The sequence below is a fragment of the Nocardioides sp. Soil777 genome (assembly GCF_001428425.1).
In the GTDB taxonomy this organism is placed as follows: domain Bacteria; phylum Actinomycetota; class Actinomycetes; order Propionibacteriales; family Nocardioidaceae; genus Nocardioides; species Nocardioides terrigena.
In genome coordinates this window covers 122,017-136,726 of the sequence record NZ_LMSN01000021.1, presented here as the reverse complement: position 1 = coordinate 136,726, position 14,710 = coordinate 122,017, and the positions used below count along the sequence as shown (strand labels likewise).

Below are 14,710 nucleotides of genomic sequence, written 5' to 3'. Positions count from 1 at the left end.
CCGGGTGCGGCCGGGTGGTCCCGTCCGCACCCGCGTCGCCCCGTGTCGGTCAGGTGCAGAGGAGGGATGACCATGGGTCCGTACGCCGTACGACGATTGCTCCAGTTCATCCCGGTGCTCATCGGCACCCTGTTCCTGCTCCACTACATGACCGTCCTCTCGTTCCAGATCAACGGCAACCCGATCCGGGCGATCTTCGGCGACCGGCAGCCACCGCCCGAGACGATCGAGGCCCTGACCCGGGCCTTCGGCCTGGACGACCCCTGCCTCGAGCAGCCGGGCAACCCGTGCATCGGGATGTTCGTCGACCGCATGGGCAACTACTTCCGCGGCGACTTCGGGGTCGACTTCAACCAGCAATCCGTCATCGACCTGGTCAAACGAGCCGCGCCCATCACCCTGCGGCTCGCGTTGATGGCAATCGTCTTCGAAGCCGTCGTCGGCATCCTCGCCGGGGTCCTCGCCGGCCTCCGCAAGGACCGCTTCGCCGACAACTTCGTCCGTGTCGCCAGCGTGCTGGCCATCTCGGTCCCGATCTTCGTCGTCGGCGTGCTGACCCAGATCACCTTCGGCCTCTACGTCGGCAACTGGGTGAGGGACCGCGGGGCACCCGACTGGGTGCAAGCGATCTTCTCCGTCTCCTACCAGTCCGACCATCCGTGGGCGAGCCTCGTCTTCCCCGCCATGGTCCTCGCCGCCACCACGCTCGGGATCGTGGCCCGGATGACCCGCACCGGGCTCATCGAGTCACTGCGGTCGGACTACGTCCGCAGCGCCAAGGCCAAGGGCCTCAAGCCCCGTCGCGTCGTCGGCATCCACGCCTTGCGCAACTGCCTGATCCCGGTCGTCACCCTGATCGGCATCGACATCGGCGGCCTGATGGGTGGCGCCCTCATCACCGAGGGCATCTACAACATCCCCGGCGTCGGTGGCCTGGTCTTCCAGTCCGTTCGCAACGGCGAGACCGCCATCATCGTGGCGGTGGTCCCCCTGCTCGTGCTGGTCTACCTGATGGCGTCCCTCATGGTCGACCTGCTGTACGCCGTCCTCGACCCCAGGATCCGCTATGAGTAGCACCAGACCCGTGAGCGATGCGCCGGGCGCCGTCCCACCCGCCTCGCCCGCGACCGGGCGGCCACCCTCGGGGAGCATCTGGAAGGACGCAGCCCGGGAGCTCGTGCGGAGCCCTGTCTTCATCACCTGCGCGCTGGTCGTGCTGGTCGTCGTGTCCTGGGCACTCTTCCCGACACTGTGGACCGACAAGGGCAAGCTCGAGTGCGACATCAACATCAACCGGACACCCCCCTCGTGGTTCCCCGGCACCCCGCCCCCGGGCTACGACGTGGACCTGGAGGGGTACCCGCTCGGCACGACGACGCTGGGGTGCGACATGTACTCCCAGCTCATCTGGGGTGCCCGCCCCTCCATCGTGGTCGGGGTCGTGGTGACGGCGCTGACGGCCCTGATCGGCACGGTCCTGGGACTAGCGGCCGGTTACTACGGCGGCCGGACGGACACGATCATCTCGCGGATCACCGACGTGTTCCTGGGGTTGCCGTTCCTGCTGGGTGCCGTCATCTTCCTGGCCTTGCTGAGGTCGCAGAGCATCTGGGCGGTGATCCTGGTGCTGGTCGTGCTGGGCTGGACCCAGATGACCCGCATCGTGCGCGGATCCGCGCTCGCCCTGCGCGACCAGGACTTCGTGGAGGCGGCAAGGGCGATGGGGGCGACGAACAGCCGCATCATCCGGCGACACGTCCTGCCCAACGCGCTGGCCCCGATCATCGTCCTGTGCACCATCTACGTCGGCGCCTACATCGCGGCCGAGGCCACCCTCACCTTCCTCGGGGTCGGGCTCAAGCCACCGGAGGTGTCCTGGGGCATCACCATCGCCCAGGGCCAGGACTTCGCCGTCGCCGGCTTCCCGCACCTCCTGGTCTTCCCGTGCATCGTGCTGACCGTGACGGTGCTCAGCTTCATCCTGATGGGCGACAAGCTGCGCGACGCCCTCGACCCGAAGGGGCGCTGATGTCCGGCTCCGACATCCTGCAGTCCGGTGACCGGGCGGGCGACCCGTCACCGGGCGGGACCATCACGTCGCTGCACTTCGACCCGACCGCTCCCCTCCTCGACGTCCAGGAGCTGCGCGTCGACTTCCACACCCACGAGGGAGTGGCGCACGCGGTCAACGGGGTGAGCTTCTCCCTCGAGGCCGGTCGGACCCTGGGGATCCTGGGCGAGTCGGGCTGCGGCAAGTCCGTGACCGCGCAGGCCATCATGGGCATCCTGGACACCCCTCCGGCCAAGGTCGTGGGCGGCAAGGTGCTCCTGTCGGGGGTCGACCTGCTGACCCTCAACGAGGACGACCGGCGCCGGGTCCGCGCCAACCGGATCGGCATGGTCTTCCAGGACGCACTGAGTGCGCTCAACCCCGTCTTCACGGTCGGCTGGCAGCTCGGCGAGCAGTTTCGCCAGCACCGGGGCCTCAAGCGCGCCGAGGCCCGGGTCGAGGCGATCCGCCTCCTGGACATGGTCGGCATCCCCGCCGCGGCGGAACGGGTCGACGACTTCCCGCACCAGTTCTCGGGCGGCATGCGGCAGCGGGTGATGATCGCCATGGCCCTCGCCCTCGACCCCGACGTGGTGATCGCCGACGAGCCCACGACGGCGCTCGACGTCACGGTCCAGGCGCAGATCATGAAGCTGCTGGCCGACCTGCAGGCGGAGCGCAACATGGGGCTGATCCTGATCACGCACGACATCGGGGTGGTCGCCGACGTCGCCGACGACATCTGCGTCATGTACGCCGGCCGCGAGGTGGAGAAGGCGGACGTGTACTCGATCTACGAGAGTCCGGCCCATCCGTACACGAAGGCGCTGCTGGAGTCGATCCCCCGGATCGACATGAAGGGCAAGCAGCTCGCGTCCATCCAAGGTCTGCCACCCAACCTGACCCGGATCCCTCCCGGTTGCGCCTTCCACCCCCGGTGCGGCTTCGCCCGGGGCCGGTGCCGTGAGGAGACGCCGCCGCTCTACACCGTGGCACCCGGACGGCTCAGCGCCTGCCACTTCTTCGAGGAGGTGCTCGACGCATGAGCGAGGTGGTCCTGGCCGCGACCGACATCCGCAAGTACTTCCCGATCACGGCCGGTGTGCTCAGGCGCACGGTGGGGCAGGTCCAGGCGGTCGACGGGGTGTCCCTGGAGCTCGTCCGGGGAGAGACGCTGGGGATCGTGGGCGAGTCGGGCTGCGGCAAGTCCACCCTGGCGCGGGTGCTGATGGGGCTGATCCCGGCGACCTCGGGCTCGGTCATGCTCGAGGGCGAGGAGCTGGTCGGAATGAAGCCGAAGCGGCTCCGCCAGGTCCGCCGCGACGTGCAGATCATCTTCCAGGACCCCTACAGCTCTCTGGACCCGCGCATGACCGTCGGCAACATCATCGGCGAGCCGTTCGAGATCCACTCCGAGGTCGCCCCCAAGGGTGACCGACGGCGCCAGGTCGAGGAGCTGCTCGAGGTCGTCGGGCTCAGCCCCGAGCACATCAACAGGTACCCGCACCAGTTCTCCGGGGGCCAGCGCCAACGGATCGGAATCGCGCGGGCCCTGGCCCTGCGCCCGAAGGTGATCATCTGCGACGAGCCCGTCTCCGCCCTGGACATCTCCGTCCAGGCCCAGGTGGTCAACCTGCTCGAGAGCCTGCAGGACGAGTTCGGGCTGTCCTACATCTTCGTCGCCCACGACCTCTCGGTGGTCAGGCACATCTCCGACCGGGTGGCGGTGATGTACCTCGGCAAGATGGTGGAGCTCGGCACCGAGGACCAGATCTACGAGCGACCCACGCACCCCTACACGCAGGCGCTGCTGTCCGCCGTACCCGTGCCGGATCCGAGGCTGCGCGGCCGCCGCGAGCAGATCGTGCTGACCGGCGACCTGCCCTCGGCCGCTGACCCGCCGTCCGGGTGCCGCTTCCGCACCCGTTGCTGGAAGGCCCAGGACATCTGCGCGGAGGAGGAACCGCCGCTCGAGATCCGCGCCGGCGGGGACCATCCCTCCGCCTGCCACTTCGCCGAGGTCAGGGTCGTCACGCACGCCACGCACTGACAACCCCGTCCGACCAGCGTCAGACCGCGCCGGCTCCCGAGGTCATCCGACGCGCCTTCACGTCGAACCACTCCTTGGCGTAGCCGGGACCGGTCGACACCTCCGTCGCCGCCGGACCGCTGGACGAGGGGCTGCCCTGGTCGTCGACGCCGAGCAGGCCCGCGGTGACCGGCGTGGCCGGGTGCTGGCCGAGCTCACCGGCGAAGTGGCAGGCCACCTTGTGGCGCGGACCGACCTGGAGCAGCGGCGGCTCGACCTTGGCGCAGATCTCCTGGGCCAGCGGGCACCGTGTGCGGAACCGGCAGCCGGAGGGCGGGTTGATCGGGCTGGGCACGTCGCCCTCGAGCCGGATGCGCTCGCGACGGCCACCGATGGCGGCCTGCTTGACGTCCGGGACCGCCGACAGCAGGGCCTGCGTGTAGGGGTGGTACGGCGCGGCGTAAAGCGTCTCGCGGTCGGCGATCTCGACGATCTTGCCGAGGTACATCACCGCCACCTCGGGGCAGAAGTGGCGAACCACCGCGAGGTCGTGGGCGATGAAGAGGAACGCGATGTCGAACTCCCGCTGCAGGTCCTGCAGGAGGTTGATGACCTGCGCCTGGATGGAGACGTCGAGCGCCGAGACCGGCTCGTCCGCCACGAGGAGCTTGGGGTTGAGCGTCAGCGCCCGGGCGATGCCGATGCGCTGGCGCTGTCCGCCGGAGAACTCGTTGGGGTAGCGGTTGTAGTGCTCGGGGTTGAGCCCGACGACCTCGAGGAGCTCCTGGACCCGGGGCAGGATCTTGTTCTTCGGCACGATGTTGTGGACCGCGAGCGGGGCCCCCACGATCGCGCCGACCGTGTGCCGCGGGTTGAGCGAGGTGTAGGGGTCCTGGAAGATCATCTGCACGTCGCGGCGCAGCGGCTTCATCGCCCGGTTGGAGAGCTTGGCGAGGTCCTGGCCCTCGAACATCATCGACCCCGCGGTCGGCGTGTAGAGGCGGGTGATGAGGCGGCCGGTCGTGGACTTGCCACACCCGGACTCCCCCACGAGGCCGAGCGAACCGCCCTTGGGCACCTGGAACGAGACGCCGTCGACCGCCTGCACGTGACCGATGGTGCGACGGACCAGGCCCGAGGACTTCACCGGGAAGTACATCTTCAGGTCCTCGACCTCGAGCACCGCGGGGGCGTCGGGGTCGAGCCTGCTGGCCACGTGACCCTCGAGAGCCCCCGGCACCGACACCTCGTGGTCGCCGTAGGCGTCGTGCGGCTCGGTGACCAGGTCGCGCTCGCCGGTCTCGGCGGCGTTGGCACCCACCTCGGTGGGCTCGATCTGGGATCGGACGTTGGGGTCCTGGGTCATCGGATCTCCTCGACCAGGTCGGGGGCGATCTCCGGGAGGATCTCGGTCCGGTAGATCAGCTCGGGGTTGGCGAGGTGGCAGCGCTTGACGTGGTCGACGCCGCTCGCCGGGGTCAGCTCGGGCAGCTGCGAGGAGCAGAGACCGCCGGGCACCTTGTCCGTGTGCGTGCAGCGCGGGTGGAAGGAGCAGCCGGACGGAGGGCTCAGCAGGCTCGGCGGGTTGCCCGGGATCGGGATCAGCCGGGCGTCGGTGCTGGCCGCCACGTCCGGGATGCTGGACAGCAAGCCCCACGTGTAGGGCATCTCCGGGCGGGTCAGGATCTGCTTGACCGTGCCGTACTCGACGGCGCGACCGGCGTACATCACCAGCACGTCGTCGGCGGTCTCGGCGATGACCCCGAGGTCGTGGGTGATGATGATGACCGCGGAGTTGAACTCGCGCTGCAGGTCCTGGAGCAGGTCGAGGATCTGCGCCTGCACGGTGACGTCGAGCGCCGTGGTGGGCTCGTCGGCGATGAGCAGGGACGGGTCGTTGACGAGGCCCATCGCGATCATCGCGCGCTGACGCATGCCGCCGGAGAACTGGTGCGGGAAGTCGTCCACGCGCCGGTCCGGCTGCGGGATACCGACGCGGTCGAGCATCTCGATCGCCTTGCGGCGCGCGTCGCGCTTGGAGGCGGTCCGGTGGTGCACCAGGTAGGCCTCCTCGAGCTGGCCACCGATCTTGTAGAACGGGTGCAGCGCCGCGAGGGCATCCTGGAAGATCATCGAGACGGTGTTGCCGCGCAAGCGCCGCATGCGGGACTCCGAGAGGCCCACCACCTCGGTGCCCGCCACCCGGATCGACCCGGTGATCTTGCTCGACTTGGCGTCGTGCAGGCCGAGGACCGCGAGGCTGGACACGGACTTGCCGGAGCCGGACTCGCCCACGATGCCGAGGGTCTTGCCCATCTCGACCGTGTAGCTCAGGTTCTTGACCGCGGTCACCGGCCCGTCCTGGGTCGGGAAGGTCACCGACAGGTCCTCGACCGCGAGGATCGGTCCGTCGGACTGGGGGCGCTTGGCCTGCCCAGCGTGGGTCTCGGAAGGGGTCGTGGTCACGAAAGCCTCACCCTCGGGTCGAGGACGCTGTAGATCACGTCGACGATCAGGTTGGAAACGATCAGGAGGACGGCGCTGAAGAGGGCGGTGGCGGCCACTACGGGCAGGTCCTTCTGCTGGACCGCCTGGAGGCTCCAGTAGCCGATGCCGTCGATGTCGAAGATACGTTCGGTGAAGATGGTGCCGGCCAGCAGGGTGCCGAAGTCGATGCCGAAGATCGTCACGACCGGCACCAGCGCCGCCCGGAGGCCGTGCTTGTAGACGACGGTCCGCGGAGGCAGGCCCTTGGCCTTGGCCGTGCGGATGTAGTCCTCGCTGAGCGCCTCGACCATGGCGCCTCGGGTGTAGCGGGTGTACTGCGTGCACCCGAAGATGCCCAGGGCCACCCAGGCCAGGAACATCCCTGCGAACCACTTGGCCGGATTGTCCGTGATCGGGAAGTAGCCGGTGTCGCTGACGTACGGCGCCTCCCACAGCACGGTGAGGTAGAGCCAGGTCAGCAGCGCGAAGAGGTAGTACGGGATGGAGCTGAGGAACAGGAAGCTCGAGACGAGGGCCTTGTCGGCGACGGTCCCGCGTCTGCGGGCTGCCGCGACGCCGATGGGAATGCCGAACAGGAGGTAGAGGAAGGCGCCGCCGACGGCCACCGACACGGTGGCGGGCAGGCGCGAGACGAGCTCCTCGGAGACCGGCTGCTTGGTCAGGTAGGAGACACCGAGGCACGGCGCGTCACACTCGTAGACCGTGGACGCGATCTGGATGTCACGGCCGACGAAGACACCCTTGGCCCACTTGAGGTACTCCTCGTGGACGGGGTTGTCGAAGCCGAGGGTCCGCTCGTAGATCTCGATGCGGTCACCGCAGCGGTTGCTGGTCTCGCGGTCGCAGATCGTCTGCGCCGGGCTCGACGGGCCGAACCAGAACAGCATGAAGATGGCGATCGACACCAGGGTGATGACGAGGGCACCTGAGATCAACCGCTTGACGAGATAGGCGAACATCTCAGCCTCTCCGGGGGTGGTGGAAGTGTGCGGGCTGACGAGTGGGGGCCCCAGGTCTGGGACCCCCACCCGTCAGTTGCTGCTATTGCTGAACGGTGCTGCTAGAACACAGGGTTCATCCGATGCTGCAGGAGCACAAGGCTCACTGCGTCACGTAGACGTCCTTGTAGTTCGGGGCGCCGAGGGCGCCGTCACCGGTCGGGTTGCCGATCTTGGTACCGAAGACGAACAGGTCGTTGCGGAACGCGGTGGGGATGATCGGGAAGTAGTCCGTCATGATCTCCTCGTCCAGCGCACCCCAGGCGTCGGCCTGGTCCTCGAGAGGCATGGTGGCGATGTCGTCCATCTTCTGGTCGATCTCGGGCTCCGAGAAGCCGGCGGTGTTGTAGACAGCGTCGGTCTTGAGGAGCGGCGGGATCATGGTCGAGCCGGCGGGCCAGTCCGAGCACCAGTTGACGCCACGCAGGTTGAGCTGCTTGTTCGTCTTGTTGTCGGGGTCGAGCCAGATGTCGTACGGCGAGACCTGGACCGGGATCGCCTTGACCTGGAAGCCGGCCTCCTCGAAGCCCTTGGTGAGCTGCTTCTGACCGGCGACGGCCAGCGGGTCGACCTCGTAGTAGACCATCGTGATCTGGTAGCCCTCTTCGCCTGCCTCGGCGAGGAGCTCCTTGGCCTTCTCCGGGTTGTAGGTGATCTGCTCACCGTCGACCTGGAAGTCCTTCTTGCCAGCCATGCCGGGGGGCATGACGGAGTTGGCCGGGATGCGGGTGACGCCGGGAACCTCGCCCGTCGCGAACCACATGTCCTCGTAGGGGTAGGCGTAGGCGAGGGCCTTGCGCACGTTGATGTCGGTGATCTTCGAGTAGTCAGGCGTCAGCGTGGAGACACACTGCGACGTCTGCTGCACGAGACGCTCGCCCAGGGCCTCGTTGGCCTCGGTGTACTTGTCCGAGCCGAGAGCGGTCGAGATCGCGGTCTGCGAGTCGGTGTTGTCCGACAGCATGATCTGGTCGACCTGCGCCTGGTCCTGGTTGAACTTGAAGACCCACTTGTCGACGTACTGGTGACGACCCGGGTCGGAGTTGGGGTCCCACTGCTCGTTCTTGACGAGGGTGAGCTCCTGGTTGGGCTGGAAGTCCTCGATCATGTAGGGACCGTTGGACAGCGGGTCCTGGCCGTAGTTCGGCGGCTTGGAGGCGTTGCCGAGCGGAGCCGGGCCCATCGCCATGAAGGCGCCCCAGTAGTCCATGTCCGGGAACGGGGTCTCCATCTTGATGGTGACGTCCTGGCCGGAGACGGTGATGGCGTCGTACTCCTCGCCCTTGGCGGTGTACGGGCCCTCGTAGTCAGCGCCACCGAGGAAGTAGTTCTTGGAGTACTCGGTGCCGGGACCCGACGGGAAGGTGTCGGAGTCGAGCGAGCGCTGGATGCCCCAGGCGACCTCCTCGGCGGTGACGGGCTTGCCGTCCTCCCACTTCGCGTCCTCGCGGATCGTGAAGGTCCACTCGGTGAAGTCGTCGTTGGGCGTGCCCAGGTCGGTCGCGAGGTCGGGGACCAGGACCGGCTGACCCTCCTCGTCACGCACGTACTGCGTGAGCGAGCGGTGGGTCAGCGCCTGCTGGATCGAGTTGCCGGTGACGGACCAGCCGTCGGTCGGGTCAAGCGAGTTGGGTCCGGGGTCGCCGGGCAGGTAGACCGTGACGGTCCCACCAGCGGTGGCACCCTCGATCTCCGCGGCGGGGCCCTGACGCTCAGCGTCCTTGCTCCCACCCTCCTGGGCACCGAACTCTCGGTCACTGCCCGAGCCAGAGGAGCTGCTGTCGTCGCCCCCGCCGCCACAGGCAGCAAGGGTGAGGAGCGCAGCGCCGGCAACGAGCGCGAGCGGCTTGTTCCGCTTCATGCTGTCCAGCCTTTCTTATCTGTGTTCGTGCCGGCGGCAGGTGCTGTCGGCAGCGTCTGCATCGGTGACCGGGTGGTCAGCGACGAGTCTTGGGGTCCAGGGCGTCGCGGATCGCGTCGCCGAGGAGGTTGAGCGAGAGCACGAGCAGCACGACGCCGATCAGGGGCTCCCAGAGGTAGAGGGGGTAGGCCTCGAAGTAGGTGATCGCGAAGCTGATCGTCAGCCCCCACGACGCACCGCTGGTCACGCCGATGCCGAGGAAGGCCAGGCCGGCCTCTGCGGCCACGAAGGCCGGGAGCATGAGGGAGACGCTGATGATGATCGGCGCGGCCAGGTTGGGCATGAGCTCCTTGAACAGGATGCGCCGGGTCGGCATGCCGAGCACCCGCGCCGCCTGCACGAACTCACGCTCGCGCAGCGACAGCACCTCGCCGCGGATCAGGCGGGCCATGCCCATCCAGCCGAACATCGCCAGCACGACCACGAGGCTGACCTTCTGGATGGTCGGGTAGTTGTCGCTGGAGTTGAACCGCTCGTTGAGGATCGGCGCGATGGTCAGCGCGGCGAGCAGGAACGGGACCGTGAGGAAGGTGTCGACGAAGAAGGACAGGACCCGGTCGACGACGCCGCCCAGGAAGCCGGCGAGCAGGCCGACGACGACACCGACGATGGAGGCGAAGAGCGTGGCGCCGAAGGCGATCATCAGCGAGGTCCGGGCGCCGTAGAGCCAGTAGGCCAGGTTGTCGTCGGCCGTGCGGGGCGCGATGCCGAACGGGTGGTCCATGGTGAAGCCACCGTTGGGCGGGCCGTACTCCGGCTTGGGCATGCCGCCGTTGAGCACGTCGAGGAACTGGCTGGGCGACTGGGTGTCCGTGTTGACCCCGAACAGGTCGCTGATCACACCGGCGAAGACGCCGATGAAGACGAAGAACAGGATGACGAAGGCGCAGGCCATCGCGATCTTGTCCTTCACGAGCCGGCCCAGGGCGATCCGCATCGGCGACTTGCCGGCGATCTCCTTCGAGGCCTTGCTGTTCGGGTCGAGCGTGGTCTCGTCGGTCAACGAGCCCAATGTCTCGGGTGCAGTCGGCTGCGACATGCTCTCCCTATCTGGCGGGGATGCTGGTCCGGGGGGATCAGTGCTTCGGGGTGGCGACCCGACTAGTCCATTCGGGCTGCGCCGAGACGGGACTCTATGTGACGCGTGCCGCACAGACGATCACTGACGCGTAACGATCCGGACACGACCACCGGGTCCGGACCGCCGCAGGATCGCCCCTCGATCAGCCCTGGGGCGACACATCCTCCGCAGGAGCGGCGTCCACACCGGCCTCCTTGCGCTGTGCGGGCGAGATCGGCGCAGGCGCCGCCGTGAGCGGGTCGTAGCCCCCTCCGGACTTGGGGAACGCGATGACGTCGCGGATCGAGTCGGTGCCGGCGAGCAGCGCGACGATGCGGTCCATGCCCACGGCGATACCACCGTGCGGCGGGGCGCCGAACTTGAAGGCGTCGAGCAGGAAGCCGAACTTCTCCTGCGCCTCGTCGGAGCTGAGGCCCATCACGGAGAAGACACGCTTCTGGATGTCACCGCGGTGGATACGGATGGATCCACCACCGAGCTCGTTGCCGTTGCAGACGATGTCGTAGGCATACGCCAGCGCGCTGCCGGGGTCGGTGTCGAACGTGTCGACGAACTCGGGCTTGGGGCTGGTGAAGGCGTGGTGCACGGCCGTCCAGGCGCCCGCACCGACGGCGACGTCACCGCTGGCCACCGCGTCCGAGCTCGGCTCGAAGAGCGGCGCGTCGACGACCCAGGTGAAGGCGAACACGGAGTCGTCGAGCATGTCGCCGCGACGCCCGATCTCGAGGCGGGCGGCCCCGAGCAGCGCACGGCTGCTCTTGACCGGGCCGGCCGCGAAGAAGATGCAGTCACCCGGCTGGGCGCCGACGTGGGCCGCCAGGCCCTCGCGCTCGGCGTCGGTGAGGTTCTTGGCGACCGGGCCGCCCAGCTCGCCGTCCTCGGAGATCGTGACGTAGGCCAGGCCCTTGGCCCCGCGCTGCTTGGCCCAGTCCTGCCACGCGTCGAACTGGCGTCGCGGCTGGCTCCCGCCGCCGGGCATCACGACGGCGCCGACGTAGTCAGCCTGGAAGACCCGGAAGGTGGTGTCGGCGAAGTACTCCGTGCACTCGACGAGCTCGAGGCCCATCCGGAGGTCGGGCTTGTCGGAGCCGAAGCGCGCCATGGCCTCGGCGTAGGTCATCCGCGGCAGCGGCCGCTCGATGGTGTGGCCGGCCTGCGCCCACATGGCCTCGAGGACGTCCTCCATCAGCGTGATGACGTCCTCCTGGTCCACGAAGCTCATCTCGATGTCGAGCTGGGTGAACTCGGGCTGGCGGTCGGCGCGGAAGTCCTCGTCGCGGTAGCACCGCGCGATCTGGTAGTAGCGCTCCATGCCGCCGACCATGAGCAGCTGCTTGAACAGCTGCGGGCTCTGCGGGAGGGCGTACCAGCTGCCGGGCGCCAGCCGCGCGGGGACCAGGAAGTCCCGGGCGCCCTCGGGCGTCGATCGCGTGAGGGTGGGTGTCTCGACCTCGACGAAGTCGCGGGCGTCCAGGACGTCGCGGGCCGCCTTGTTGACCTTGGAGCGCAGGCGCAGGGCCGCGTTGGGGCCGGAGCGGCGCAGGTCGAGGTAGCGGTGCTTGAGGCGGGCCTCCTCACCGACCTCACCGCCCTTGTGGCCGGACGCGTCGTCGATCGGGAAAGGCAGCGGGTCGGAGGCGGAGAGCACCTCGATGCCCTCGGCGCCGGGCAGGGCGACGACCTCGATCTCGCCGGTCGCGAGGTTGGGGTTCTCGTTGCCGGCCTTGCGGGCCACGACCTCGCCGGTGACCTTGAGGCAGTACTCGCTGCGCAGGCTGTGCGCGACCGCCTCGTCCCGCACCACGACCTGCACGACGCCGCTGGCCTCGCGGAGGTCCAGGAAGGCCACTCCCCCGTGGTCGCGACGCCGGGCCACCCACCCGGCAAGGGTGACGGTCTGGCCGACGTGCTCGGCGCGCAGGGCGCCGGCGTCATGGGTGCGGATCACGGGGTCTCCTCGGAGTTGTTGTCGGTGGTTGAGGTGCGAGCGGAGCGAGCCTCGAAACCCGGGGTGCTGATGCTCGGCCGGAGGTCTGCCTCCGGCGGGGCCCAGGTGGCGGGGTCGGCGTCGACCTGCTCCCCGGACCGGATGTCCTTGACCTGGTGGGTGCCGTCCGGCTGGACGAACCAGACGAACGGGATGCCGCGGCGCTCGGCGTACCGGATCTGCTTGCCGAACTTCGCGGCGTCGGGCGCGACCTCGCAGGGGACGTCGCGGCGGCGCAGGTCGGCGGCGACGGCGCTGCTGGTGGCGCGCGAGTCCTCGTCGACCACGGCGACCAGCACGGCGCTGGGCACGGACCGGGAGGCGGTCAGGCCGGTGCGGGCCACCAGGGGTACGACGACGCGGCTCACGCCCAGCGAGATGCCGACGCCCGGGTACGTCGTACGGCCGTCGCTGGCGAGCGCGTCGTAGCGTCCGCCCGAGCAGATCGAGCCCATCGACTCGTAGCCGTCCAGGCGCGTCTCGAAGACGGTGCCGGTGTAGTAGTCGAGGCCACGGGCGATGGACAGGTCGGCCGTCACGCGCACCCGGTCGGAGACCAGGTCGGCGCAGCCCCGGACCAGGGCGGCCAGCTCCTCCAGTCCCTCGTCCAGCAGCTCGTGCTCGACGCCGAGGGCGCGCACGGCGGCGACGAAGCCGTCGTCGTCGGAGCGGATGGTGGCCAGCTCGAGCACCCGGTCGGCGTTCTCCACCGACAGGCCGGCGTCCTGGAGCAGCAGGTCCCGGACCTTGTCGACGGGCAGCTTGTCGAGCTTGTCCACGAGACGCATCACCTCGTCGGTGCTGCCGTCGTCGGTGCGGATGCCGAGGCCGGCGTAGAAGCCCTGGATGAGCTTGCGGTTGTTGACCTGGAGGCGGAAGGCCGGGAGGAAGTCGAGGCGGGTCAGGGCGTCGACCATGACGCGGGTCACCTCGATGTCGTGGTGGAAGGCCAGCGTGTCGCGGCCCACGATGTCGATGTCGGCCTGGGTGAACTCCCGGAAGCGACCCTCCTGGGGCCGCTCACCGCGCCACGCCCGCTGGATCTGCCAGCGCCGGAACGGGAAGTCGAGCTTGCCGGCGTTCTCCAGGACGTAGCGCGCGAACGGGACCGTGAGGTCGAAGTGCAGGCCGAGCCCGGCGTGCCCCTCCGCCGACTCCTCGTGGAGACGGCGCAGGAGGTAGACCTCCTTGGAGGTGTCGCCCTTGCGGAGCAGCTGGTCGAGGGGCTCGACCGCGCGGGTCTCGATGCCCGCGAACCCGTGCAGCTCGAAGGTGTGGCGCAGCGTGTCGATGACCTGCTGCTCGACGACCCGCTGGGCAGGCAGCAGCTCGGGGAACCCGCTGAGGGGCGTGGGCTTGCTCATGATCTCTCTCGGCCTCGGGTGCTCTATTGGAACGAAGGACCTGTCTCGTCCCCGTGCTGGAGCTCGAGCAGGTAGGGGTTGGTCGCGCGCTCGCGACCGATGGACGTCTGCTCACCGTGACCGGGCAGCACCACGATGTCGTCGGCGAGCGGGAGCACCTTGTCGGTGAGGCTGCGCAGCATCGTGGCGTGGTCGCCGCCGGGCAGGTCGGTGCGGCCGATGGACCCCGCGAAGAGGAGGTCCCCGGAGAACATCAGGTCGCTGATGTCCTGCTCGCCGTACGGCGTCCGGAAGGTGACCGAGCCTTCGGTGTGGCCCGGGGTGTGGTCGACGACGAAGCGCAGGCCGGCGAGCTCGATCTCCTGGAGGTCGGAGAGCTCCCGGACGTCGTCCGGCTCGGCCCACTCGTAGCTGCCGCCGAGGAGCATCGCCGTCGTCTCGCGGCTCATCCCCGCCATCGGGTCGGAGAGCAGGTGCCGGTCGCGCGGGTGGATGTACGCCGTCGCGTCGTACGTGCCCGCCACGGGCGCCACGCACCACATGTGGTCGACGTGGCCGTGGGTCACCAGGACGGACACCGGCTTGAGCCGGTGCTCGCGGACGACCTCGTCGACACCGGCGGCGGCGTCCTTGCCGGGGTCGATCACGACGCACTCGTTGCCCGCTCCGGTGGCGACGACGTAACAGTTGGTGCCCCAGGGTCCAGCGGGGAAGCCGGCGATGAACACGGGGCAACAGTCCTCAGCAGTGGGCGGGTCGGGCACGACGAGGA

Annotated in this window: 12 protein-coding genes; 4 read left to right on the top strand and 8 right to left on the bottom strand. The window is 68.9% G+C overall.

Annotated elements, in window-relative coordinates; all coding sequences use genetic code 11:
• The first annotated feature begins 72 nt into the window (after window positions 1-72).
• From ASG88_RS22035 to ASG88_RS22020, 4 genes are read left to right on the top strand one after another with little or no spacing between them, the layout of a single operon-like run.
• Complete coding sequence (locus ASG88_RS22035; RefSeq protein WP_056889674.1) at window positions 73-1,074, top strand: ABC transporter permease; 1,002 nt, start codon at window positions 73-75, stop codon at window positions 1,072-1,074.
• The gene (locus ASG88_RS22030) at window positions 1,067-2,029 is read left to right on the top strand and encodes an ABC transporter permease (protein ID WP_056889605.1); all 963 of its coding nucleotides are present in this window, start codon (window positions 1,067-1,069) and stop codon (window positions 2,027-2,029) included. The genes ASG88_RS22035 and ASG88_RS22030 overlap by 8 nt, the downstream gene beginning before the upstream one ends.
• Entirely contained in the window at window positions 2,029-3,096 is a 1,068-nt protein-coding gene (locus tag ASG88_RS22025) for an ABC transporter ATP-binding protein (protein ID WP_082600912.1), read from the top strand. The genes ASG88_RS22030 and ASG88_RS22025 overlap by 1 nt, the downstream gene beginning before the upstream one ends.
• Window positions 3,093-4,100 carry an ABC transporter ATP-binding protein gene (locus tag ASG88_RS22020; RefSeq protein WP_056889604.1) on the top strand — a complete coding sequence of 336 codons (1,008 nt, stop codon included), beginning with the start codon at window positions 3,093-3,095 and terminating at the stop codon, window positions 4,098-4,100. Before ASG88_RS22025 ends, ASG88_RS22020 begins: the two co-directional genes overlap by 4 nt.
• A gap of 19 nt (window positions 4,101-4,119) precedes the next feature.
• Here the strand turns inward: ASG88_RS22020 and ASG88_RS22015 are convergent, their stop codons facing one another.
• The 8 genes from ASG88_RS22015 to ASG88_RS21980 form a co-directional block, all read right to left on the bottom strand.
• Entirely contained in the window at window positions 4,120-5,238 is a 1,119-nt protein-coding gene (locus ASG88_RS22015) for an ABC transporter ATP-binding protein (protein WP_235534973.1), read from the bottom strand.
• Between the two features lie 203 nt (window positions 5,239-5,441).
• A complete protein-coding gene (locus ASG88_RS22010) occupies window positions 5,442-6,545 on the bottom strand; it encodes an ABC transporter ATP-binding protein (RefSeq protein WP_056889603.1) in 1,104 nt (367 codons plus the stop codon).
• On the bottom strand, window positions 6,542-7,546 hold the full coding sequence (locus ASG88_RS22005) for an ABC transporter permease (RefSeq protein WP_056889602.1): 1,005 nt from the start codon (window positions 7,544-7,546) through the stop codon (window positions 6,542-6,544). Before ASG88_RS22005 ends, ASG88_RS22010 begins: the two co-directional genes overlap by 4 nt.
• A 142-nt stretch (window positions 7,547-7,688) precedes the next feature.
• On the bottom strand, window positions 7,689-9,446 hold the full coding sequence (locus ASG88_RS22000) for an ABC transporter substrate-binding protein (protein WP_056889601.1): 1,758 nt from the start codon (window positions 9,444-9,446) through the stop codon (window positions 7,689-7,691).
• A gap of 76 nt (window positions 9,447-9,522) precedes the next feature.
• Window positions 9,523-10,509: an ABC transporter permease gene (locus ASG88_RS21995; RefSeq protein ID WP_235534965.1), complete on the bottom strand. Its 987-nt coding sequence runs from the start codon at window positions 10,507-10,509 to the stop codon at window positions 9,523-9,525.
• 220 nt (window positions 10,510-10,729) lie between these two features.
• Window positions 10,730-12,535, bottom strand: a complete 1,806-nt coding sequence (gene aspS, locus ASG88_RS21990; RefSeq protein WP_056889599.1) for an aspartate--tRNA ligase — start codon at window positions 12,533-12,535, stop codon at window positions 10,730-10,732.
• Window positions 12,532-13,938 carry a histidine--tRNA ligase gene (hisS, locus tag ASG88_RS21985; RefSeq protein ID WP_082600910.1) on the bottom strand — a complete coding sequence of 469 codons (1,407 nt, stop codon included), beginning with the start codon at window positions 13,936-13,938 and terminating at the stop codon, window positions 12,532-12,534. Before hisS ends, aspS begins: the two co-directional genes overlap by 4 nt.
• A gap of 23 nt (window positions 13,939-13,961) precedes the next feature.
• Window positions 13,962-14,666: an MBL fold metallo-hydrolase gene (locus ASG88_RS21980; RefSeq protein WP_056889598.1), complete on the bottom strand. Its 705-nt coding sequence runs from the start codon at window positions 14,664-14,666 to the stop codon at window positions 13,962-13,964.
• Window positions 14,667-14,710: the final 44 nt, after the last annotated feature.

Coding starts and splice junctions, on each gene's coding strand:
- ASG88_RS22035 (WP_056889674.1), top strand. CDS start 73: ATGGGTCCGTACGCCGTACGACGATTGCTCCAGTTCATCCCGGTGCTC.
- ASG88_RS22030 (WP_056889605.1), top strand. CDS start 1,067: ATGAGTAGCACCAGACCCGTGAGCGATGCGCCGGGCGCCGTCCCACCC.
- ASG88_RS22025 (WP_082600912.1), top strand. CDS start 2,029: ATGTCCGGCTCCGACATCCTGCAGTCCGGTGACCGGGCGGGCGACCCG.
- ASG88_RS22020 (WP_056889604.1), top strand. CDS start 3,093: ATGAGCGAGGTGGTCCTGGCCGCGACCGACATCCGCAAGTACTTCCCG.
- ASG88_RS22015 (WP_235534973.1), bottom strand. CDS start 5,238: ATGTACTTCCCGGTGAAGTCCTCGGGCCTGGTCCGTCGCACCATCGGT.
- ASG88_RS22005 (WP_056889602.1), bottom strand. CDS start 7,546: ATGTTCGCCTATCTCGTCAAGCGGTTGATCTCAGGTGCCCTCGTCATC.
- ASG88_RS22000 (WP_056889601.1), bottom strand. CDS start 9,446: ATGAAGCGGAACAAGCCGCTCGCGCTCGTTGCCGGCGCTGCGCTCCTC.
- hisS (WP_082600910.1), bottom strand. CDS start 13,938: ATGAGCAAGCCCACGCCCCTCAGCGGGTTCCCCGAGCTGCTGCCTGCC.